The organism is Pandoraea oxalativorans (genome assembly GCF_000972785.3).
GTDB classification, from domain to species: domain Bacteria; phylum Pseudomonadota; class Gammaproteobacteria; order Burkholderiales; family Burkholderiaceae; genus Pandoraea; species Pandoraea oxalativorans.
In genome coordinates this window covers 4424311-4447002 of record NZ_CP011253.3, presented here as the reverse complement: position 1 = coordinate 4447002, position 22692 = coordinate 4424311, and the positions used below count along the sequence as shown (strand labels likewise).

The following is a 22692-nucleotide window of genomic DNA, read 5'->3' as shown; positions in this document are numbered from 1 at the left end:
TAGCCGGGATCGGCAAACAATCGTCACATTGATCGGGCAGAGTGCGGCGAACCAAGTACCCGTTGGGTTTGCGGGGTTTTCGCATCTGCCCTAGAATCGATGGCTCCGGATAACGCAAAATCGGGTTCCCCTCAGAGCACAAAGGACAATTGCCATGGAACACAAGCTCCCTGAACTGCCGTACGCCATCGATGCGCTGGCGCCGACCATCTCCAAGGAAACGATGGAGTATCACTACGGCAAGCACCACCAAGCCTATGTGACCAACTTGAACAACCTGATCAAGGGCACCGAATTCGAAAACGCCAGCCTCGAAGACATCATCAAGAAGTCGTCGGGCGGCGTGTTCAACAACGCAGCACAGGTGTGGAACCACACCTTCTTCTGGAACACGCTGTCGCCGAAGGGCGGTGGTGCACCGACCGGTGATCTGGCCAAGGCCATCGATGCCAAGTTCGGCTCGTTCGACGCCTTCAAGGAAACGTTCTCGAAGTCGGCCGTGGGTAACTTCGGTTCGGGCTGGACGTGGCTCGTGAAGAAGGCCGACGGTTCGGTCGACATCGTGAACACCAGCAACGCTGCCACGCCGCTGACCGGCGCCGACAAGCCGCTGATCACGATCGACGTGTGGGAACACGCCTACTACATCGACTACCGCAATGCCCGTCCGAAGTTCGTCGAGGCATTCTGGAACCTCGTCAACTGGGACTTCGCCGCGAAGAACTTCGCGTAATCGACGTTCCCGGAATTTGCCGGCCGACACAGAGTCGACTTCAGTGAGCCTTCGCTGAAGAGCACGTCAGACGCCCAACCCGAGCGTCTGGCGTCACCGGCAAAACTCAACATGCTGTCTGCAATATCGACGCACGACCTCGGCGCTTGTTTCACCGCATTCGCTGCCGTATCGCTGTAGCACTCCCTTCCTGCATCAAAACGCCTCACGCCCTCATCGTTCTACATACGATGTCGCGTCGGTGAATGTCGTCTTCCCGTAGTCACGCTCCGATTGCCTTGCCGATGTGCAGACCTTCGCACCGCAGGCGCGATGTCCCTCTTCGTATTCAAAGGTCGCCGGATGACGGGCTTTTGCGCTGCGCTTGATCGACGTCAACATTCATACGCAGGCACGTCGTTAGAGTGAACCCTTCAATCCGAACGGACAACGTATGCCAGACCCTGCGCCATCGCACGAGGCCGCCACGGCCACTGCGGACTTAGCGATCGCCCCCCGATGTGCCGACGCATTTCAAGACACCCCCCCTCGCTTCTGGCTCGCCGATCCGCAACTGATGCGCAGCCTGCCACCCGCCGCCTGGACGCTCTTTCGTCTGGCCGAATACAAACGCGGTGGGACGGCCACCCACATGTGGCGCGTCGGCGCGCTCGCATGGAGATTCGCGCAGGGGCTAGGGATGTCCGCCGTCAGGGCGCAGGCGTTGGGGCTGGCGGCGGCGCTGCATGACACCGGCAAACTTTGCATTCCGAACTCGATTCTGGAGAAGCCGGGCAGGTTGTCGCCTGACGAGATGTCGACGATGCGTATGCATCCGCAGTTGGGGGCCGAGATGTTGACCGCCATCGGCGGTGCGGCATGCGAGTTGGCGGCCACGGTAGCGCGCACGCATCATGAACGTTACGACGGCACCGGCTATCCCTACGGGCTTTCCGGCAACCGCATTCCGTTGGCAGGACGCATTGTGGCGTTGGTCGACGTTTTCGATGCACTCGCCAGCCATCGTCCGTATCGTGCGGCGTTGAGTCCGGCGCAGATCGTCGGCGCGATGCTCGCCGAGCGTGGACGTCATTTCGATCCGTGGTTGCTGGATCGTTTTCTCGAGCAATCGCTCCGGGCAGCGCTGGACATATCCAACGGCGCCCGCTAGCGGAACAGGGACCGCCGACCACTTAAGACTTACCGCTTGCGCGCCGAACGAAGGTTGCGCCACCCGGCGTTGGCGCAACAGGGGAGGGCGGAAGACAACGATCAGCGCGGCAGGTTGGAGATCTTCGAACCTGCCTTGATGTTCTTCTTCGCAAACCAGCCTTTGTTCATCTCGAGTGCGTATCGCACAGCAGCACGCGGGCAATGGTTGTCTTCCGTTTGCGGTTCCATGTCTTCGATGTTCACGATCGTGCCGTCGTCCGCAAGAAATGCGATGGACAGCGGCAGATCGGTGTTCTTCATCCAGAAGCAGTGACCGGCGCTTTGCTCGAACACGAAGAGCATGCCGGCATTGTCGGCCATGGCTTTGCGATACATCAGGCCCTGTTCGCGGTCTTTCTCGTTCGCGGCGACTTCGGCCTTGATGAGATACATGCCCGCAGAGAGTTGCACGGTCGGGAATTCCCCGGGCTGCTTGATTTGTGCAGCGGCGCTGGCCGGGGCGAGCGCCATGACGGCGGCGATGCTGGTGAACGTGGCGCTGGCGGCGAGCGCGGCCAGTTGACGCGAAATCCGGATCACAAAAGACTCCTGAGAAGATCGGGGGGACGTCAAGAATACGGTCGGACGACAGTGGAAATGCCGCAGCAATTTCGTCGGAAATCCGGCGAATCAGTCTCACGCGGATAGCGGCTCATTGTATCTGCCGGACGAAAAAAAAGCAGGTTGCACGAGCAACCTGCTTGTTACCGTCCGTTGCGCAGGCGTGCTGCGCGACGCGGTACTTACTTGCTTGCAGCGGCCGGAGCTTCGGCGCCAGCAGCCTTCTTCGACGACTTCTTGGTCTTCTTGTGGGTCGACGACTTCTTCTTGGCAGCCGGCTTGCTAGCAGCAGCCGGAGCAGCCGTGTCGGCAGCAGCCGGAGCAGCAGCTTGGGCGAACACGCCCGTTGCGAACAGGCCAGCGACCAGGGCAGCGATCAGTTTTTTCATGAGATTCCTCGTTTGGAGCTCGATGTTTAAATGGTGTACTCGTTGACCCGCGAAGTGAGTCATCTCCTTTAACGTCCCGTCGGGACATCGGTTGACAACCCGCTCGCAGATTTTTTCGACGACAAGTATTACGGCTTATTACCGGTGACCGGTTGGCTCACCGGCTTCTTGGCGTGCTTCTTGTGGTGATGCTTTTTGTGCGTGGTCTTCTTGGCCGACGTGGCATGGTCAGCCGCCGGAGCAGGCGCTGCTGCTGCGGGCGCCGCCGGAGCGACAGGCGCCGTTGCAGGCGCCGATTGTTGGGCCATCGCGGCGCCGGACACGATCAGGCCGGCGGTCAGTGCGAGCAGCAGTTTGTTCATGATGTGGTTTCCTCGTTTCGGTAGTGGTGCGTATGTTGCGCACCTGTTCCCTCAACGAGATGGTCGACGGCTGCGTTGACCGGAAAGTGTAAGTATTTGTTGCGGCAGTTCGCACCACTGGCCCGGTACAAGGTTTAACGAAAAGACGTCGACCGGGCCGATGGCCACGCGCACGAGCCGAAGCGTCGGTTTGCCAACGGCAGCCGTCATGCGCCTGACCTGGCGATTCTTGCCTTCGACGAGTTTGATCTCGAGCCAGTGCGTCGGAATGCTGGCGCGGTAGCGGATCGGCGGATTGCGCGCCCAGAGATGCTCTGGCTCGGGGATTTCCCGCGCTTCGCACGGCAGCGTGACGAAGTCGCCCAGATCGAGGCCGCCACGAAGACGAACCACGGCCGTTTCGTCGTACGCCCCTTCGACCTGCGCCCAGTAGGTCTTGGGCAGCTTTCGTTCGGGCTCCGCAATGCGTGCCTGCAAGCGGCCATCGTCGGTGAGCAGCAGCAAGCCTTCGCTGTCGGCGTCGAGGCGGCCCGCCGGATAGACGTCGGGAAGATCGATACACTCGGCGAGCGTCGGGCGCGTCGGATGCGGCGAAAACTGGCAGATCGTACCGAAAGGCTTATTGAGTGCGAGGAGTGTCATACCGGGTGATGGCGAGGGGGCCGTGGAAGCTGGTCAGCGGCGACATGTTAATGCATAATCGAAAACGTCACTCTTATGTCTTATATAAGACTTGGTTTGTGTCACACGCATGTCGAAGCGCTATGACTAAAATAAGGCAGCGCTGCGCAGGGGCGGCCCCGTATCGACCACAATGCAGTTTCGTGGTGCGCATGTACCGACCGCTCATGCTGTCCGACGCAAGCCATCTGATGCTCGCATTCCGATCCATCCAATTGGAGCCCCACCATGTCGTATCAGCACATCAAGATCCCCGCAGGCGAGAAGATCACCGTCAACAAGGATTTCTCCCTGAGCGTGCCGGACAATCCGATCATTCCGTATATCGAAGGTGACGGCACGGGCGTGGACATTACGCCGGTGATGCTCAAGGTCGTCGACGCGGCGGTGGAAAAAGCTTATGGCGGCAAGCGCAAGATCAGTTGGATGGAGATCTATGCGGGCGAGAAGTCGACGCGCATCTATGGTCCGGACGTGTGGTTGCCCGACGAAACGCTTCAGGTCGTGAAGGATTACGTCGTGTCGATCAAGGGGCCGTTGACGACGCCGGTCGGTGGCGGCATTCGTTCGCTCAACGTGGCGCTGCGCCAGCAACTCGATCTGTACGTGTGTCTGCGTCCGGTGCAGTACTTCAAGGGTGTGCCGTCGCCGGTGCGTCAGCCGGAGAAGATCAACATGGTGATCTTCCGCGAGAACTCGGAAGACATCTATGCGGGCATCGAATGGGAAGCCGAATCGGCGGGCGCGAAGAAGTTGATCGCGTTCTTGCAGAACGAGATGGGCGTGAGCAAGATTCGCTTTCCGCAGACGTCGGGCATTGGTGTGAAGCCGGTGTCGCGTGAGGGCACCGAGCGTCTGGTGCGCAAGGCCATTCAGTACGCGATCGACAATAACCGCGACACGGTGACGCTCGTGCACAAGGGCAACATCATGAAGTTCACCGAAGGCGCGTTCCGCGACTGGGGTTATGAACTCGCGAAGAAAGAGTTTGCAGCGACGGAGATCGACGGCGGTCCGTGGTGCAAGGTGAAGAATCCGAAGACGGGCAAGGAGATCACCATCAAGGACTCGATTGCGGACGCCTTCCTGCAGCAGATTCTGCTGCGTCCCGCCGAGTACGACGTGATTGCCACGCTGAATCTGAATGGCGATTACGTTTCCGACGCACTCGCTGCGCAGGTCGGTGGCATCGGTATCGCGCCGGGCGCAAACCTGTCCGATTCGGTCGCGATGTTCGAAGCGACGCACGGCACCGCGCCGAAGTATGCGGGCAAGGACTACGTGAATCCGGGCTCGGAGATTCTGTCGGCGGAGATGATGTTGCGTCATATGGGTTGGACCGAGGCTGCGGACCGCATCATCGCGTCGATGGAAAAATCGATTCTGTCGAAGAAGGTGACGTACGACTTTGCCCGCTTGATGGAGGGCGCTACGCAGGTATCGTGCTCCGGTTTCGGCGACGTGATGATCGAGAACATGTAACGAAGCTGTCGCTGGGCGAGTCGCCCTGCAACGACCTACGCAAACCCCGGCGCTGCGACGCGCGTCGGGGTTTTTTTGCGGGATGAACGCGGAATCCAGCCATAGGTAAGCGATTCGTCTTGAATCGCCCGGCAAATCCGAATAATCCCGAAGGAGGTGACGGCGTCACCGGATCACGATGCGCGTTGTGACGAGATGGTCACCTGTGTTGGGCGCGCGGCTGCCGAACTCGCGGGGGAAGCCGACGCGCCATGTCACGACGTCGGTGCCCGGCACATCGCCAGCCTGATACCAGACGATCATGCCCGAGAACTTCATGTCCTCGCATCGCTGTCCCTTCGGGACGGTGTAACTGATCCACTCCGGGGCCACCTCGCCGAGCGTAGGACGCGCGTCGAGTTCGAAGGTCGGCGAGCCCATGTCGCGGCACAGCACGCTGTGATTGGTCTGCTGCCAGATCATGACCTTTTGACCGACGGCCGCTTCCACCTCCAGCGTTGGTGGCGGGAAGGGGGAGTTCGGCGCTTCGGCGCTCGCTGCACTCGCCCCGAGGGCACACGTCACCCACACGGCGCTCCACAGCCCGCGCAGCAAAGTTTGCCCATGCGCAATGCTTGGCACGTGCAATGCACGCGATGTACCCAATGCCCTTCCGGCGGTGTCCATGATGGATCTCCCACCCCCCGTGGCAGCCAACGCAGGGGCGTTCTCTTCCCCGAAAACCGCGTCGTCAGACCTTTTCATTACAGTGCACGGACGACAACAACGCAAGGTGCGGTCAATCCTGGGTCGCGTGCTACGCTTTTAACGTTGTCAAAGCCAAGCGCTTAGACGCCGGTTCGACGATGACGCGTACCGCTATCTGCACTATCGCTGAGAGGACGAAGATGAAGGTCAACCGCATTGTTGCGAATCTCGCCGCGCCGGCGCCACAGGCGCTGCAAGCGGCGCAGCGCTTTTACGGCGAGGTGCTGGGACTCGATTTGCTGATGGACCACGGCTGGATTGCGACCTATGGCAATGCGTCGAAGATGTCCGTGCAGATGAGCGTGGCGACCGAAGGCGGCAATGGCACGCCGGTGCCGGATCTGTCCATCGAAGTGGATGACGTCGACGAGGCGCTTGCCCGTATGCGCGAAGCAGACGTCGCCATCGAATACGGCCCCGCCGACGAGCCATGGGGCGTGCGACGCTTCTACGTCCGCGATCCGCTTGGGCGTCTGCTCAACATCCTCGCGCATCGCTGACAGCCGCTCGCATTACGGGGGCGTTGGACGCAGAACGTGTTGGCGTCGCTCACCGTGTCACTGCTTTACTTCGACTTTCCAGCCTAGGCACTCCATCGCCAGTCGAAGCGCGCCGCAAGTTGTTGTGCTTCGAACGCTTGCGCCACGTGATCGACAAACACGCGCGTGCGCAACGGCAGCAGCTTTTTGTTCGAGTAGTAGATGGACACGCCGCTGTACTCGTCGAACCATCCCGGCAGTAGCCGCTCGATACGGCCGTTCGCGAGCATCGGGGCGGCGTGCGGCATGGGCAGGAGCGCCACGCCATAGCCCAGCGCAACGGCATGCGCCATTGCCTCGGGATCGTCGAAGATCATCCGCGTTCGGGCTTCGACGGTGACACGCTCATCGTCGACGTTGCGCAAGTCCCACGCGCGCAAACGTCCCGTCATGCCGGAGCGCCGGATCACCGCGTCGAACGTGCTCAGGTCGGATGGGTGCGTTGGCGCCTTGCGTCCCGCCATATAGGCGGCGGACGCGCACATCACCGCATAGGTCGGCGCGAGATGCCGCGCGATGACGCCTGGCGTCAGTTCGATGCCGCCGCCAATGGCCGCATCGAACCCTTCGCCGACAACATCCACGCTGCGATTGTCGAAACGCCAGTCGGGCACGATGTCCGGATAGCGGGCGAGAAAGTCGCCGAGCATCGGGACGAGATATTCACGCCCGAACGAATGCGCCACGCTCACCTTGAGTGTTCCCGACGGCGCGCTCTCGCGCTCGGCCGCCCGTGAAAACGCATCGGTCAGCGCCTCGAACGGGCTGTCGACGTCAAGCAGGAATCGCTCGCCGCCAGCGGTCAGCGTCAGGCTGCGGGTGCTCCGATGGAACAGTCGCAAGCCAAGCTGCGCCTCAAGTCGCGCCACGTTCTTGCTGACGGCGGCAGGCGTCATACCCAGTCGACGGGCGGCCGCCGAGAAGCTGCCCGCGCGGGCGCTAAGCACGAACGATTCGATCAGATGCAGCGCGTCCATCCGTTATCTATTCCGTAGGGTTGAAAGTGATGATAGGCATTATGGTCTAGTTTGTGGGTAATGCGTAGCCGATACTGCGTTCACTTCCTAACCCAGTGGAGCAACATCATGGCAACGAACTTTCAAGGCAAGGTGGCATTCGTGACGGGCGGCTCGCGCGGTATTGGCGCGGCGGTCGTGCAGCGACTCGCCGACGACGGCGCAGCGGTCGCCTTTACGTATCACGGCTCGAAGGAGGCCGCCGAAGTGCTGGCTGCCCGTATTCAGGCGGCGGGCGGCCGGGCGATTGCCCTGCAGGCGGACGTCGCAAACCCCGAATCGCTCACGCGTGCGGTGAACGATGCGGCGCGACAACTTGGCAAGATCGACATTCTGGTGAACAACGCCGGTGTCTTCTCGATGGGCAACATCGCCGACCTGGCGCTCGACGAGTTCGATCGCATGCTCAACATCAACGTGCGTGCGGTCTTCGTCGCGGCCAAGGCGGCGCTCGCGCACATGGGCGACGGCGGGCGCATCATCAACATCGGCTCATGCAATGCCGAGCGCATTCCGTTCCCCGGTTTCGCCACGTACGCGATGAGCAAGTCGGCGCTCGTCGGTCTCGTGAAGGGGATGGCGCGTGACCTCGGTCCGCGTGGGATTACCGTCAACAACGTACAGCCGGGTCCGACCAACACGGACATGAACCCGGCCGCTGGCGAGCATGCCGGCAGCATGCACGACGTGATGGCGATCAAGCGTCACGCGCACCCGGCGGAAATCGCGGCGATGGTGGCGTATGTCGCCAGCGAAGACGCCGGTTTCGTGACGGGCGCGAGCCTGACCATCGATGGCGGTTTCAACGCCTGAAGATCGGGATACGCGGGATACGCGGGACACGCCAACTGGGAGACGTCGGATTTTCACGTCTCCCGTCGGCGCGCTGTAAGCGTAAGAAATGCAACGGACTTCAGGGCTTCGGAGACGTTCGTAAGGGCTGCGAAGGCACGTTGTCCCGAAGGGAAGTCGCTTCGAACGCCGCGTCACTGAAGGCTTCGGTGAATGTCACCCGCAGGTCGGCCATCGTTGGAACGTCGACGTCGACGTATTACCGCCGTAACGCGACGTAAGCTGGCTCACCGTCCCACGTAAACTCACGCGCCGAACGTCGATCTAGACTGCGCGCATGAAGGTCGTTCACCTCTCCCACACGCCGGTGGCGGGCAGTCCGGGCAATATCGTCGCGGCACTGAACCGGCACACCGACATCGCGGCGCGGCATGTTGTCTACAACGCAGCGGCGTACGCGTCGCGCACATTCGCCGTCGATCTCGACTGGCAGCGTCAGCGTGAGGAGGCGCTCGATGTCATTGCCGAGGCGGACGTCATCCACATCCATCAGATTTTCCCGATGGAAACGACGTTCGGCGCGGATCTGCTCACGCGTTTCGGCCACAAGAAGCTGATCCGTCAGTTTCACTCTGCCCCCGAACTCTGGTCCCGCGACGACGTTGTGATGCGCGAGCGCATCGTCAATGATCCGCTCCCCCAACTCGTGATTGCGCAGGGGCCGGAGCGCTTCTATCCGTTCGCGCGCGTCGTGCCCAATATCGTGCCGCTCGACGACGCACGCTATCTGCCGCATCCCGAATGCGCGGGAGAGACGGGACGGCCGGTGGTCGTGTTCTCGCCAAGCGGGCGCTCGTCCGGATGGCGCAAGCGCTGGGAGACGAAGGGGGCGCCGCAGACATTGCGTCTGCTGCGAAAACTCGAACGCCGTGGGCTGTGCGAGGTTCGACTCGTCACCGGAACACCGCATGACGAGTGTTTGCGAATCAAGCAACGCGCTGCGATCGCGCTCGACGAATGCGTGACGGGCAACTATCACCTCTCCGGGCTCGAGGCGTTATCGCAAGGCAAGCCCACGCTGGGACATCTCGACAATCGCGTGCAGTCGCAATTGCGTCGTCTCACGGGCGCATGCGATTTGCCCTGGGTCGACGTGCCGCTCGAAGCGGCCGAGGCACCGCTGGTGGAGTTGCTGACAAGCGCGGTGTTGCGCGCGGAGATCGGCGCGGCCTCGCGCAAATGGATGGAAACCTACTATCACGACGCCACCCTGGTGGGGCACTACCGTCAGGCCTATCTCGATCTGTTCGAAGCCCCCGGGCGCTTCGGCGAGCGCCGCATCGACGATGCTGCGCAATGGCTCGGCGTTTGCCTGCCGAATCTTCGCTGGCGCGCGCGTCGCAATGCCAATGCATTCTGGCGCGGGCTGTGGGAAACGTGGCACGGGCGCTGAGCCGTCACTGGCGGCCGCTCCGTCGCTTCTTCGTCGCGTTCTCGTTACTCCGAGAACAATTCGAACAGCAGCGAGCGCATCCACTGACTCGCTGGCTCCCGGTGATATCGCGCGTGCCAGAAGAGATTGATCTGCACGTCGGGAATGTCGAGGGGATGGTCGACGTAACGCAAGCCGAAGTGCTGGGCGCTGCGTTGCGCAAACTTCTCCGTCACGGTCGCGATGAGATCCGTGGCATGGAGGATGTCGGCCAGCGCGACGAAGTGAGGCACGCGCAACCGGATGTTGCGTTGCACGTGAGCGCGCGCCATGAACTCGTCGACCTGCCCGTGGCCGGTGCCTGCGGCCACCACCATCACTTGTTCCGAGCGCTCGAAGTCTTCGCGCGTTATGCGTGCCGTCGACGTCTTCTTCGATCGCGCAGACGTCGTCACGCGATCGAGCGGATGCCCGGGGCGAAACATGCACACGTACTTCTGCCGGAACAGACGCCGCTGAAAAAACTCCGCCGAGAGATCAGGCAGATGCCCGACGGCCAGATCCACCTGACCCGCCGCCATCTCCTCGCGCAGGTTCACCGCCGTATTGCGCACCGTGCTGACTGTAATGCCCGGCGCGCGCTCCCCTAAGGCGTGCATTAGCTTCGGCAGGAAATGCACCTCGCCGATATCCGTCATCGCAATCTGAAACGCACGCTGGCTCGTGGCGGGATCGAACGCCAGTTGGCGGTTGAACACGCCGTGCAGCGCGTCGAGCGCTGCCGCGACCGGTTCGGCCAGCTCGGTGGCCATGGGCGTGGGCAGCATGCCCCGCGACGTGCGGATGAAAAGCTCGTCATTGAACAACTTACGCAGACGGGCGAGCGAATTGCTGACGGCCGGTTGCGTCACGCCGAGGGCTTCGGCGACGCGGGATACGCGTCGTGCGTTGTAGAGGTGCTGGAAGACGACCAGCAGGTTCAGATCGACAGCATGCAAGTCCATAGCGAGTCCATGAGCGTCCTTGCGTGTCAACAAGACGCAAAGCGCTGACGTCGGCAAAATCACTGAAATTTATAGGGCATATAAACGAGATTCTATTGGTTTATATCGATCGTTGCGCGATGCTTCTTGCAAACGGCGTCTTAACGCCATCGGCGGTGCCCGGAAGGCACCGTCAGAACGGAGACAATCCCCATGCAAGTTTACGTGCAGCCGCTCGGCGAGCGACTTGACGTCGCCTCGGGCGACAACCTTCTGAAAGTCCTGACCGATCGCAACATTCCGGTGTCGTATAGCTGCCTGTCCGGCCGTTGCGGGACATGCATGTGCCGTGTGGTCTCGGGGGACGTGCGTGAGGCGCAGGGCGTCGAGTACCGTCATCACGACGAAGGCCGCGCAGACGAACGCTACGTGCTCGCCTGCCAGTCGACGCTTCATGGCGATTGCGAAATCGAGTTGCCCCCGCTGGACGAAGTCGTGGTGCATCCTGCAAAAATTCTCAAAGCAACGGTGCTCGCCATCGAGTCGCTGACCCACGACATCAAGCGCCTTTTACTCAAGCCATCCAAGCCGCTCAGCTTCTCGCCAGGGCAATACGCCACGCTGCAATTCACACCGGCGCACATCCGTCCGTATTCGATGGCCGGACTCGACGCCGACGACACGCTCGAATTCCACATTCGCCGTGTGCCCGGCGGCGCGGTCACCGGTTATGTCGACGAGCAACTGAAAGTGGGCGACGCCGTGCGTGTCTCCGGGCCGCTGGGTACGTCGTATCTACGTACGCGTCACGACGGCCCGATGCTCTGCGTCGCAGGGGGCACCGGTCTTGCGCCCGTGTTGTCGATCGTGCGCGGCGCGTTGGCCAACGGCATGACCAATCCCATCGAGATTTACGTCGGCGCGCGCTCTGCCGAAGACGTCTATGGGCTCGCGTGGTTGCGCGAACTCGCGGCGCGTCGCGACGGCATTCGTTTGCACGTCGTGACGACGGTGGCGGCCTCATCTGCGCCTGGCGCGCAGGCGAGCGCCGCGTCGGCATACCGCACCGGGCACGTGACCGATGCGCTCGCCGCCGATTTTGCCGCCCCCCACGCCCTTGTCGGCTGGCGCGCCTATTTGTGCGGTGCCCCGCCGATGGTCGACGCGGCGACGCGTCTGCTTCGCGAGCGCGGCATCGACAGCGCCCACATCTACGCCGACGCGTTTTACGCAAAGGCTGCGTGATTTCAGCCTTCACCGCATTCACAGCTTTCACCGCTTCTCTGCGTTCCCCGCATTCCTCAGGAGACAAACGTGACGACAACGCCCCAGACCGGATTCGATCCGGCGCCCTGTGCCGATCATGATGCCGCCGGACACACGTCGACTACGTCGGATATCTGGCCCGCCGAGGGCGCCAGCCGCATCCCGTTTCGCGTGTATACGGATGAGCAACTGCACCGTCGCGAACTGGAGCAGTGCTTTTACCGCCAGCACTGGAACTACGTCGGACTGGAAGCCGAAGTGCCGAATCCGGGCGACTTCAAGCGCACGGTGATCGGCGAGCGCTCCGTCATCGTGACGCGCGACGCGGGCGGCGAGATCAATGTGGTTGAGAACGTATGTGCGCATCGAGGCATGAAGTTCTGCCGGGAGAAGCGCGGTAACCGCACCGATTTCCACTGCCCGTACCACCAGTGGAACTACGACCTCAAGGGCAACCTGCAAGGCGTACCCTTCCGGCGCGGCGTGAAGCAGGACGGTAAGGTCAACGGTGGCATGCCGAAGGATTTCCGGCCGGAGGATCACGGACTCACGAAACTCAGGGTCGCCACGCGCGGCGGGGTGATCTTCGCGTCGTTCGATCACGACGTCGAATCGCTCGAGGACTTCCTGGGGCCGGATATTTGCGCGTACTTCGACCGGCTGTTCGACGGACGCAAGCTCAAAATTCTCGGCTACAACAAGCAACGCATTCCGGGTAACTGGAAGCTGATGCAGGAAAACATCAAGGATCCGTATCACCCGGGGTTGCTGCACACGTGGTTCGTCACCTTCGGCCTCTGGCGCGCCGACAACAAGTCGCGGCTGGTGATGGACTCGCATGGACGTCACGCGGCGATGGTTTCCACGCGCGGACAGGGCGGGGGCGGCGAGGTGACGTCCGGGGTGTCGAGCTTCAAGGCGTCGATGGCGCTCAACGACACGCGCTTTCTCGACATCGTGCAGGAAGACTGGTGGAAGGGGCCGACGGCGGTCCTCATGACACTGTTTCCCAGCGTCATCCTTCAGCAGCAGGTCAATTCGGTGTCCACGCGCCATATCCAGCCGCGCGGCCACGACGCATTCGACTTTGTGTGGACGCACTTCGGATTTGAAGACGACACCGAGGAAATGACCCAGCGGCGACTGCGTCAGGCCAATCTCTTCGGCCCGGCGGGGTTCGTGTCCGCCGACGATGGTGAGGCCATCGAGTGCTCGCAGGAGGGATTCGCGCAAAAGCCGTGGCATCGCGTGCTGGCCGAGTTGGGCGGCACGGGCGTGGAAAACACCGAGCACATGGTCACGGAAACGCTGATTCGCGGCATGTACGCCTACTGGCGTCGCGTGATGGGCGTCTGAACGATATCTGGGGAGACGATTCGATGGTGGATTTTGCAACGTTTCAGGCCGTGGTCGAGCTTAATGCGGCCTACGCGGCGGCGCTCGACGCGCAGCAGTGGGACGCGTGGCCCGAGTTCTTTCTGAACGAATGCGTCTATCGCATTCAGCCGCGCGAGAACTTCGACATGGGCCTGCCGCTCGCCACGCTCTCTTTCGAGAGCAAAGGCATGTTGCGCGACCGCATCTACGGCATTCGAGACACGCTGTTTCACGACCCGTACTACCAGCGACACGTGATCGGGGTGCCCTCGATTCGTGCGCAGGACGTCGACACGCTGCACGTCGAGGCGAACTACGCCGTGTTTCGCACGAAGCCCGACCAGCTCACGGACATCCTGTCGGTCGGTCGGTATCTGGACATCGTGAAACGCACGGACGACGGCTGGAAATTTGCGTCGCGGCAATGCATTTTCGACAGCGAGATGATTCCCAACTCGCTGATTTACCCGATCTGACAGCACCGACAGGACTGACAAGAGGACATCATGAGCGGCAACTGGATTGAGGCGGCGTCACGCGACGCGATTCCCGAGGACGATGTCGTCGGCGTGGTCGTCGGCGGACGCGATATCGCGCTGTATGGCGTGGACGGCGACGTGTTCGCTACCGATAACGTATGTACCCACGGCAATGCACGACTGTGCGACGGTTTCCTTGAGGGGCACGAGATCGAGTGTCCATTGCATCAGGGAAGATTCGACGTGCGTACGGGCGCGGTCATGTGCGCGCCGCTGACCGACGCGGTCAGGACCTACCCGATCCGCATCGAGGCCGGAAAAGTCTACGTCGATCTGGGGTGATATCCCCAGTGCCCGGTCGCTTCGGGTGCCGACTTTAGTGGAAAGTGTCCAAACGGGCCGCCTACCGAGCGGCCCGTGGCATTGGTGGGCCAGGTATCGCCCGGACCGGCGGGCAGGCGCAGATGTCGGGGTGCCTCGTCGAAGGGGCGAACGAAATGAACCGTTCGATTCAAAAAATTCAACGATGGGCTGGGCGGTGTATCGGATGTTCAGTCTTTTCACCGCAAGCGGCGCTTTGGAATTCGTTAAAAGACTGTTTTTTTCGACACTTAACGTGCGTCATTTCTGTGCATCGGTGGGCACAGGTGGCTGCGTAGGATTACTTAGTCAATTCAGGTAACTGCGTAATTGATTTCCGCAATTCGAGATCGGTAAGGAGTATTTTAATAACGGAGTGGAATGTTGCGATGAATATAGTTTTATAAGTGATTAAACGCAGCTTAATAACGTAAAGATTCGCCGACGGAGCGGAAAGTTGCGCGTGCTTTGCATGCAAAAACGGATCCAAAATATGTGAACGTTTCGGACGCATTGTTGCGGTGCAATAAAAAACCCGGCCGAAGCCGGGTTTCTAATGCTGCGAACTGCTGGCTCAGTTCGGAGCCGTGATGTTCGAAGCCTGCTTGCCCTTCGGGCCTTGGACGACCTCGAACTGAACCTTCTGACCTTCCTTCAGGGTCTTGAATCCATTCATCTGGATCGCCGAGAAGTGAGCGAACAGATCTTCGCCACCTTCGTCCGGCGTGATGAAACCAAAACCCTTGGCATCGTTAAACCATTTGACCGTACCGGTTGCCATACAAACTTCCCCTAAACAATTACGACTACTACATATCACCGCAACAACGAGCACATCTGAAAAACCCGCCGGCTGGCGGCGGCTTCTTAGGCTCACCCAGGCATCTTTTCTTTTAAACCACTTATAGAGGAAAAGCGCCAGTTCGATTGTTTTCGCTAACTACCAATAGTGTCAAGCCCTTTTTGAACGATAGAAGTTACGTTCGATCAGGTTTTACCCTTATATCTTGGAGGGTATAAGACGTGCGGAGACACGCCCTTGAAATTTGGGTTAAGCTGACTCATATGGGTGTGGCACCCCCGGTGGTCGGGGCTGCAGCGCCTTGCTGGACAACGCACGCGCTGATCGACGAGTGTTGGCATGCCGGTGGACGACCGGACGGCAGGCGGCATTGGGGATCCGATGGCTTCCTGCACCCGAGAGTTGTTTAGAATCCACGTATGGCAACCTTACCGACAACGCATGACGACACCGTACAGGAGCGGCAAGAGCAACAGCTCAAGCCGCCGTCCATGTACAAGGTGGTACTGTTGAACGACGATTTCACCCCGATGGAGTTCGTGGTGATGGTCATTCAGGAATATTTTAATAAGGACCGGGAATCTGCCACGCAGATCATGCTCAAGGTTCACCGCGAGGGCAGGGGAGTTTGTGGGGTCTTTACGCGCGACGTCGCGGCGACCAAAGTTGAGCAAGTTGTTAGCCATGCAAGGCAGTCCGGGCACCCGCTGCAGTGCGTGATGGAGGAAGCATGATTGCCCAGGAATTGGAAGTCAGCCTGCACATGGCGTTTATGGAAGCGCGCCAGGCACGACACGAATTCATCACGGTTGAGCACCTGTTGCTTGCCCTGTTGGATAACCCGACCGCAGCCGAAGTTTTGCGCGCCTGTGCGGCTAATCTCGACGATTTGCGACAGAACCTGCGCAACTTCATCGCGGATAACACGCCGACAGTGCCGGGCAGCGACGAGGTCGACACACAGCCCACGCTCGGATTTCAGCGCGTGATTCAACGTGCCATCATGCACGTTCAGTCCACTTCCAACGGCAAGAAGGAAGTCACGGGCGCGAATGTGCTGGTCGCCATTTTCGGTGAGAAGGACTCCCACGCGGTCTACTACCTGCAACAGCAGGGGGTGACGCGTCTGGACGTCGTCAACTTTATCTCCCACGGCATTACCAAGACCGGCGCGTCCGGCGAGTCGGCCAAGGCTGGCGAAGGCAGTGCCGAAGGGGAAGAGGGCGCCAACGCCAAGGAAAGCCCGCTCGCTCAGTACACCCAGAACCTGAATCAGATGGCGCGCGACGGCAAGATCGATCCGCTCATCGGCCGGGAATCGGAAGTCGAGCGCGTGGTGCAGGTGCTGTGCCGCCGTCGCAAGAACAATCCGCTGCTCGTGGGTGAAGCCGGTGTGGGCAAGACGGCGATTGCCGAAGGCCTCGCCTGGCGCGTCACGCGCGGCGAAGTGCCCGAGATTCTGCAGGACGCCACCGTCTACTCGCTGGACATGGGCGCGCTGCTCGCCGGCACGAAGTATCGCGGTGACTTCGAGCAACGTCTGAAGGCGGTGCTCAAGGAACTCAAGGAGCGCAGCAACGCGATCCTGTTCATCGACGAAATTCATACGCTGATCGGCGCAGGCGCTGCGTCGGGCGGCACGCTCGACGCGTCGAACCTGCTCAAGCCTGCGCTCTCTTCGGGCCAGCTCAAGTGCATTGGCGCCACGACCTTTACCGAGTATCGCGGCATCTTCGAAAAGGACGCTGCGCTGTCGCGTCGTTTCCAGAAGATCGACGTGAACGAGCCGACCGTCGAGCAGACGGTGCAGATTCTGCGCGGCCTGAAGTCGCGTTTCGAAGAGCACCACGGCGTGAAGTATTCGTCGAGCGCACTGTCGGCCGCCGCCGAGTTGTCGGCCAAGTTCATTACCGACCGTCACCTGCCGGACAAGGCCATCGACGTGATCGACGAAGCAGGCGCTGCGCAGCGGATCCTGCCGAAGTCGAAGCAGAAGAAGACCATCGGCAAGGGTGAGATCGAGGAAATCGTCTCGAAGATTGCGCGGATTCCGGCGCAAAGCGTGTCGGCAGACGACCGCGGCAAGCTTCAGACGCTCGATCGCGATCTGAAGAGCGTGGTGTTCGGCCAGGACCCTGCCATCGACGCCCTGTCCGCGGCGATCAAGATGTCGCGCGCCGGGCTGGGCAAGACGGACAAGCCGATCGGTGCGTTCCTGTTCTCGGGCCCGACCGGTGTCGGCAAGACCGAAGTGGCCAAGCAACTCGCGTTCACGCTGGGCATCGAGCTGATCCGCTTCGACATGTCGGAGTACATGGAACGCCACGCGGTGAGCCGTCTGATTGGCGCGCCGCCGGGCTATGTGGGCTTCGATCAAGGCGGTTTGCTGACGGAAGCCGTCACGAAGAAGCCGCATTGCGTGCTGCTGCTCGATGAAATCGAGAAGGCGCATCCGGACATCTTCAACGTGCTGCTTCAGGTCATGGACCACGGCACGCTGACGGACAACAACGGTCGCAAGGCCGACTTCCGCAACGTCATCATCATCATGACGACGAACGCGGGGGCCGAGACGATCAACCGTGCGAGCATCGGCTTCACGAACGAGCGTCAGGCCGGCGACGAGATGGCCGACATCAAGCGCATGTTCACGCCGGAGTTCCGCAACCGACTCGATTCGATCATCAGCTTCAAGCCGCTCGACGAGCAGATCATCCTGCGCGTGGTCGACAAGTTCCTCATCCAGCTGGAAGACCAGTTGCACGAGAAGAAGGTCGAGGTTGTCTTCACGGACAAGCTGCGCACGTATCTTTCGAAGAAGGGCTTCGATCCGCTCATGGGCGCGCGGCCGATGCAGCGTCTGATTCAGGACACGATTCGTCGCGCGCTGGCGGACGAGTTGCTGTTCGGGCGTCTGACGAGCGGGGGCCGTGTGACTGTCGATCTCGACGAGAACGATCAGGTGCAACTGTCCTTCCCGGAGGACGGCAATACCAAGGCTCAGCCGGAAGCTGCCGAAGTCGAGTAATCGACCAGGCACTGTCGCAAAGAAAAGCGCCGCGAAATGCGGCGCTTTTCTTTTGTCCGTCCTGTTGCCCGTCGCCCGTGTGACGTGCGGACAAGTGACAACGGTCGTTACTGCTTGCCGGTACTGCCGAAGCCGCCAGCGCCGCGATCGCTTTCCGGGAATTCGTCGACGATATTGAACTCCGCTTGCACGACGGGCACGATCACCAGTTGTGCCAGACGCTCGAACGGGTTCAGCACGAACGGTTCGTTGCCGCGATTCCACGTCGAGACCATCAACTGGCCCTGATAGTCCGAATCGATCAGGCCGACCAGATTGCCCAGCACGATGCCGTGTTTATGGCCGAGACCGGAGCGCGGCAGAATCAGGGCGGCGTAGCCCGGATCCGCCAGATGGACGGCCAGCCCCGTCGGCACAAGCACGGTCTGGCCCGGGGCGATGGTCATGGGTGCGTCAAGGCACGCACGCAAATCGAGGCCGGCGCTGCCTGGCGTGGCGTAGGCGGGCAACTGCGAGCGCAGGCGTTCGTCGAGGATCTTGACGTCGAGTTTCATGGCGTATGGCGGTGAGTTAAGGCGAGTGAGTCAAAAAATTTCGAGGCGCGGGCGGCGCACATCGTCAGGTCCGATCAGTCATCGGCACGCAGCGAAAACGCCTGCGCCAGCAGTTCGTGCGAACGTAGACGAGCGCGATAGCTGCCGGCGACCGTCAGCACGGTGATCTCGTCGGCCTCGAACTGCTCCTGCAATTCAAGCACACGCTCGGTCACGCGCTCCGGGGTGCCGATGATACTACGCGGCTTCTCCCGGGCGATCACGGACAGTTCCCGCTCCCGGTATTGCAGCTTGGCCTGCGCGCCCTGATCGAGGCTGGGGATCGGTTCGTTCATGCCGTACGCCATCTGCACGCGCCGCAAATCCACGCCCGCTTCCAGCGCCTGCGCTTGCGCATCCGTATCCGCGCAGATGATGAACAACGCGACCGAGCAGTAGGGCTTGTCGAGCTGGCCCGGCGTGAAGCGCTCGCGATAGGCTTGTGTCACGCGATGGCCGTAATGCGCGTTGATGAAGTGCGCGAAGCAGTAGCGCAGGCCGAGTTGTGCGGCGAGCAATCCGCCGAACTCGCTGGAGCCGAGTACCCACAACTCGGGGCGCGTTTCTACGGCCGGTTGCAAGAGCACGCCACGGTATGGGTGATCGTCGGCCAGCGTGTCGCCGAAGAGTCCCGCCAGTTCGGCGACTTGTTGCGGGAAGTGTTCGCCTGCGTCGTACGGACCCTTGGCGACGGCGCGTGCGGTGCGCATGTCGCCGCCCGGCGCGCGACCGACCCCGAGGTCGATGCGATTCGGAAACAGGGCTTCGAGCATCAGAAATTGCTCGGCCAGTTTGAACGGGCTGTAGTAGGGCAGCATCACGCCGCCCGAGCCCACGCGCAGACGCTTCGTCACGCTCGCCAGCCGGGCGATCATGACTTCCGGCGCGGGGTTGGCCACGCCGCGTAGTCCGTGGTGCTCTGCGCACCAGTAGCGCGTGTAGCCGAGATCGTCGGCGGCTTGCGCCAGTTCGACGGTGGCGGCGATAGCGTCGGCCACACTGTGGCCGTGAATGACCGGTGTCTGGTCGAGCACCGACAGTTTGAGACGTGCAGCGGGTTGCGTCATGAGTGGGTCGCTCCCGATCAGTGACCGCTGCCAGCGGACGAATCCGCCGGGGCGATACCAGGGCCTGCGTGCGGCAGGCGCGCAATCATCAGAATCGCGACGATGCCGCCAATGGCACCGCAAAGGAAGATCGAGGCGTAGCCGAAGAAGTTGGCAACGAGACCGGCCATCGGTCCGATCAAACCGAGCGCGAGATCGAAGAACGCCGAGTATGCGGCCAGCGCCGCGCCCCGGTTCTGCGGCGGCACCGAACGTAATGCCTCCACCCCGAGTGCCGGAAACACCAGCGAGAAGCCAATCCCGGTGAGCGCTGCGCCCGCGAGCGCCATATGCGGATTGACCGCGCCCCACAGCAGGAACTGACCGATGGCGCTGAAGACGAGCGAGCACATGGCGACGCGGCGCCCGCCGAAACGGTCGACTGTGTGCGAGAGCAGAATCCGCATCGCAATGAACGTGCCGCTGTAGAGCGTGAGTGCGAACGCTGCGCCCGACCAGCCGTGGCTCGCGTAAAACAGGGTGATGAAGGCGGCGATGACGGCGTAGCCGATGCTGCCGAGCGTCATCGCGAGACCCGGACGCCACACGAGCCCGACCACCTTGAAAAACGGCAGGCGGGTACCGCCGACCGGTGCTGCGGCGGGCAGATGCAGTGCAATGGCGAACGCCACGGCAGGCAGGCCGATGTTGACCAGCGACACGACGGTGAAGCCCGCCGCTTGCAGCAAATACGCACCAAATGGTGCCCCCACGGCGAGCGCGGTGTACATCGACACGCCTTGCCACGAAATCGCTTTGCTCGCGTGCGCGGCGCCGAGCAGGCCGATGCCCCACGACATGCCGCCCGTGAGCAGCAGGCTTTCGCCGAAGCCGAGCACGACGCGTCCCGCGAGCAGCACGCCCAGCGCCAGCGAAGGGGTCGGCATCATCGACGCGACGAGGTACAGCACACCGGCTGCCGCGCAGCCGCACAGGCCGGTCAGCACGGCGTTGCGCGGACCGCGCGTGTCGACGGTGCGTCCGGCATAGGAGCGCAGCAGGAGGGTGACGACCGACTGGATGCCGATCGTCACGCCGACCACGAACGAGCCGAAGCCCAGCGTTTCGTGGACGTACACCGGCAGCACGGGCAGCGGCATGCCGATGGTCATGAAACCGAAGAACATGATCGCGGCGAGCATGCTCAGTGTCCCGTAGACACTGACGTGTGGCCGCGCGGGGGTAGGAGGTTGTGTCATTTGATTGTTATCGTGTGCGATGGCCCGCAGGGCCGGGTACCGATCGCGGCGGGTCGTGGGGCGCGTAATGTCACTGCCGGTCGCCGCCGCGCCTGTCAGTCTGTCAGCGTCGCCGGACAACGACAATGACAGACGGACTGGCTGTAGGGGTATTAGGGCGGGCGGCACCGCCGCAGCGGGTGGCGGCGAGCGAGCGGATCGTCACGGCCGTCAGCGCATTCCGCCCATTCCGCCCATTCCACCCATTCCACCCATTGAGCCCCTCAGCCGGGCGTGCGCGACGGTAGCCGTGCGGCGATTTCGATGATCAGGCTGCGGGCGAGCGCCTGCTTGTCGGCGCGCGGCAAACGCTTCTGTCCCGCTTCGTCGAAGAGAATGACTTCGTTGTCGTCCTGCCCGAACGTGGCCGGGCCGAGATTGCCCACGAGCAACGGCACCTGTTTGCGCTGACGCTTTTGTGCACCGTGCTTTTCGAGATCGCCCGACTCGGCCGCGAAGCCTACGCAAAACGGCGGCTTCGGCAGTTGCGCCACGGCGGCGAGAATATCCGGGTTCTGCACGAATTCGAGCGTCGGGACGTCGGCGTCGCCCGTCTTCTTGATCTTGTCGTGCGCGACGTCGCGCACGCGCCAGTCGGCCACGGCGGCCACCGCGATGAAGATGTCGTTACGCGAGACGTCGGCCATCACGGCGTCGTACATCTGTTGCGCGGTCTGGACGTTGCTGCGCGTCACGCCGTAGGGCGTCGCCAGCGAAGTCGGTCCGGCGACCAGATGCACATCCGCACCGGCCTGTGCGGCCGCGCGTGCGAGAGCGAAACCCATCTTGCCGCTGGAGCGATTCGTGAGTCCGCGCACCGGATCGATCGGCTCGAAGGTCGGGCCCGCGGTGATGAGCACGCGACGTCCCGCCAGGCGTTTCGGCTGGAAGAAGCCAGCGAGTGCTTCGTACAGGTCTTCCGGTTCGAGCATGCGCCCGTCGCCGATTTCGCCGCAGGCCTGATCACCGCTGCCCGGGCCAAGAATCGCGATGCCATCGCCGCGCAGCGTCGCTGCGTTGCGTTGCGTGGCCGGATTGGCCCACATCTGACGGTTCATCGCAGGCGCGACCAGTAGCGGGCAATCGCGCGCCACACACAATGTCGAGAGCAGATCGTCGGCCATGCCGTGTGCGAGCTTGGCGAGGAAGTCGGTCGAGGCGGGGGCGATGAGAATGGCGTCGGCCTCACGCGAGAGGTCGATGTGCGCCATGTTGTTGTCGATGCGGTTGTCCCATTGACTGGTGAACACCGGGCGGCCCGAGAGCGCCTGCATCGTGAGCGGGGTGATGAATTGTGTGGCGGCCTCGGTCATCACGACCTGCACCGTGGCACCGGCCTTGATGAGCAGCCGCGTGAGTTCTGCCGACTTGTAGCAGGCGATGCCGCCCGTCAGGCCGAGCACGATGGTCTTGCCAGCCAGTTCACCACGTTCCATAGGAAATGCCTCCTCCAAAGTGCCGCGCGGCGCCTCCAGGGCGCCGCGACGGTGTTTGCTGCCGACCGGTCCGTCGCACCGGCTGCACGCCGTGGACGC

Annotated in this window: 24 protein-coding genes; 12 read left to right on the top strand and 12 right to left on the bottom strand. The window is 62.0% G+C overall.

Translation table 11 applies throughout. The features are described 5' to 3' along the window. Positions 1-154 precede the first annotated feature (154 nt). A complete protein-coding gene (sodB, locus tag MB84_RS19540) occupies positions 155-733 on the top strand; it encodes a superoxide dismutase [Fe] (protein ID WP_046292968.1) in 579 nt (192 codons plus the stop codon). 433 nt (positions 734-1166) lie between these two features. Next, positions 1167-1883 carry an HD-GYP domain-containing protein gene (locus MB84_RS19535; RefSeq protein ID WP_084009877.1) on the top strand — a complete coding sequence of 239 codons (717 nt, stop codon included), beginning with the start codon at positions 1167-1169 and terminating at the stop codon, positions 1881-1883. A 101-nt stretch (positions 1884-1984) separates the two neighbouring features. On the opposite strand, the gene MB84_RS19530 is transcribed toward MB84_RS19535, so the two are convergent. From MB84_RS19530 to MB84_RS19515, 4 genes are all read right to left on the bottom strand, one after another. Further along, a complete protein-coding gene (locus MB84_RS19530; protein WP_411829223.1) occupies positions 1985-2464 on the bottom strand; it encodes a DUF192 domain-containing protein in 480 nt (159 codons plus the stop codon). 203 nt (positions 2465-2667) lie between these two features. Next, positions 2668-2874: a hypothetical protein gene (locus MB84_RS19525; RefSeq protein ID WP_046292967.1), complete on the bottom strand. Its 207-nt coding sequence runs from the start codon at positions 2872-2874 to the stop codon at positions 2668-2670. A gap of 128 nt (positions 2875-3002) precedes the next feature. Further along, positions 3003-3236 (bottom strand): hypothetical protein, encoded by a 234-nt coding sequence (locus tag MB84_RS19520; RefSeq protein ID WP_046292966.1) that lies wholly within the window; start codon positions 3234-3236, stop codon positions 3003-3005. Between the two features lie 51 nt (positions 3237-3287). After that, on the bottom strand, positions 3288-3878 hold the full coding sequence (locus MB84_RS19515) for a pseudouridine synthase (protein ID WP_046292965.1): 591 nt from the start codon (positions 3876-3878) through the stop codon (positions 3288-3290). Positions 3879-4145: 267 nt separating this feature from the next. On the opposite strand from MB84_RS19515, the gene icd reads away from it, so the two are divergent. Beyond that, entirely contained in the window at positions 4146-5399 is a 1254-nt protein-coding gene (gene icd, locus MB84_RS19510) for an NADP-dependent isocitrate dehydrogenase (protein ID WP_046292964.1), read from the top strand. Between the two features lie 165 nt (positions 5400-5564). Here icd and MB84_RS19505 read toward each other — a convergent pair whose 3' ends face one another. Further along, a complete protein-coding gene (locus MB84_RS19505) occupies positions 5565-6065 on the bottom strand; it encodes a hypothetical protein (protein WP_046292963.1) in 501 nt (166 codons plus the stop codon). Between the two features lie 221 nt (positions 6066-6286). Between MB84_RS19505 and MB84_RS19500 the strand changes: the two genes are divergently transcribed. After that, positions 6287-6646: a VOC family protein gene (locus MB84_RS19500; protein ID WP_046292962.1), complete on the top strand. Its 360-nt coding sequence runs from the start codon at positions 6287-6289 to the stop codon at positions 6644-6646. Between the two features lie 83 nt (positions 6647-6729). Here the strand turns inward: MB84_RS19500 and MB84_RS19495 are convergent, their stop codons facing one another. After that, the gene (locus MB84_RS19495; RefSeq protein ID WP_046292961.1) at positions 6730-7662 is read right to left on the bottom strand and encodes a LysR family transcriptional regulator; all 933 of its coding nucleotides are present in this window, start codon (positions 7660-7662) and stop codon (positions 6730-6732) included. Positions 7663-7770: 108 nt separating this feature from the next. Between MB84_RS19495 and MB84_RS19490 the strand changes: the two genes are divergently transcribed. Beyond that, on the top strand, positions 7771-8514 hold the full coding sequence (locus tag MB84_RS19490; RefSeq protein ID WP_046292960.1) for an SDR family oxidoreductase: 744 nt from the start codon (positions 7771-7773) through the stop codon (positions 8512-8514). A 316-nt stretch (positions 8515-8830) separates the two neighbouring features. Next, a complete protein-coding gene (locus MB84_RS19485; RefSeq protein ID WP_046292959.1) occupies positions 8831-9946 on the top strand; it encodes a glycosyltransferase family protein in 1116 nt (371 codons plus the stop codon). Between the two features lie 44 nt (positions 9947-9990). Here the strand turns inward: MB84_RS19485 and MB84_RS19480 are convergent, their stop codons facing one another. Continuing rightward, on the bottom strand, positions 9991-10929 hold the full coding sequence (locus MB84_RS19480) for a LysR family transcriptional regulator (protein ID WP_046292958.1): 939 nt from the start codon (positions 10927-10929) through the stop codon (positions 9991-9993). 192 nt (positions 10930-11121) lie between these two features. On the opposite strand from MB84_RS19480, the gene MB84_RS19475 reads away from it, so the two are divergent. From MB84_RS19475 to MB84_RS19460, 4 genes are all read left to right on the top strand, one after another. Continuing rightward, positions 11122-12153: a 2Fe-2S iron-sulfur cluster-binding protein gene (locus MB84_RS19475; protein ID WP_046292957.1), complete on the top strand. Its 1032-nt coding sequence runs from the start codon at positions 11122-11124 to the stop codon at positions 12151-12153. Positions 12154-12306: 153 nt separating this feature from the next. Next, entirely contained in the window at positions 12307-13530 is a 1224-nt protein-coding gene (locus tag MB84_RS19470) for an aromatic ring-hydroxylating dioxygenase subunit alpha (protein ID WP_046294015.1), read from the top strand. Between the two features lie 23 nt (positions 13531-13553). Beyond that, on the top strand, positions 13554-14027 hold the full coding sequence (locus tag MB84_RS19465) for an aromatic-ring-hydroxylating dioxygenase subunit beta (protein WP_046292956.1): 474 nt from the start codon (positions 13554-13556) through the stop codon (positions 14025-14027). Positions 14028-14057: 30 nt separating this feature from the next. After that, positions 14058-14372: a non-heme iron oxygenase ferredoxin subunit gene (locus MB84_RS19460; protein WP_046292955.1), complete on the top strand. Its 315-nt coding sequence runs from the start codon at positions 14058-14060 to the stop codon at positions 14370-14372. Between the two features lie 592 nt (positions 14373-14964). On the opposite strand, the gene cspD is transcribed toward MB84_RS19460, so the two are convergent. Next, positions 14965-15171, bottom strand: coding sequence for a cold shock domain-containing protein CspD (cspD, locus tag MB84_RS19455; protein WP_039400870.1), 207 nt, complete (start codon positions 15169-15171; stop codon positions 14965-14967). A gap of 440 nt (positions 15172-15611) precedes the next feature. Here cspD and clpS point away from each other — a divergent pair, with 440 nt between their 5' ends. Continuing rightward, positions 15612-15926 carry an ATP-dependent Clp protease adapter ClpS gene (gene clpS / locus MB84_RS19450; protein WP_010807118.1) on the top strand — a complete coding sequence of 105 codons (315 nt, stop codon included), beginning with the start codon at positions 15612-15614 and terminating at the stop codon, positions 15924-15926. Continuing rightward, entirely contained in the window at positions 15923-18220 is a 2298-nt protein-coding gene (clpA, locus tag MB84_RS19445) for an ATP-dependent Clp protease ATP-binding subunit ClpA (RefSeq protein ID WP_046292954.1), read from the top strand. Before clpS ends, clpA begins: the two co-directional genes overlap by 4 nt. 107 nt (positions 18221-18327) lie before the next feature. Here clpA and dut read toward each other — a convergent pair whose 3' ends face one another. The 4 genes from dut to coaBC form a co-directional block, all read right to left on the bottom strand. Next, positions 18328-18774 carry a dUTP diphosphatase gene (gene dut, locus MB84_RS19440; RefSeq protein ID WP_046292953.1) on the bottom strand — a complete coding sequence of 149 codons (447 nt, stop codon included), beginning with the start codon at positions 18772-18774 and terminating at the stop codon, positions 18328-18330. A gap of 74 nt (positions 18775-18848) precedes the next feature. Then, positions 18849-19880, bottom strand: coding sequence for an LLM class flavin-dependent oxidoreductase (locus tag MB84_RS19435; RefSeq protein ID WP_046292952.1), 1032 nt, complete (start codon positions 19878-19880; stop codon positions 18849-18851). A 17-nt stretch (positions 19881-19897) separates the two neighbouring features. After that, complete coding sequence (locus MB84_RS19430; protein ID WP_084010066.1) at positions 19898-21118, bottom strand: MFS transporter; 1221 nt, start codon at positions 21116-21118, stop codon at positions 19898-19900. Positions 21119-21381: 263 nt separating this feature from the next. After that, a complete protein-coding gene (gene coaBC / locus MB84_RS19425) occupies positions 21382-22593 on the bottom strand; it encodes a bifunctional phosphopantothenoylcysteine decarboxylase/phosphopantothenate--cysteine ligase CoaBC (protein ID WP_046292950.1) in 1212 nt (403 codons plus the stop codon). Positions 22594-22692 lie beyond the last annotated feature (99 nt).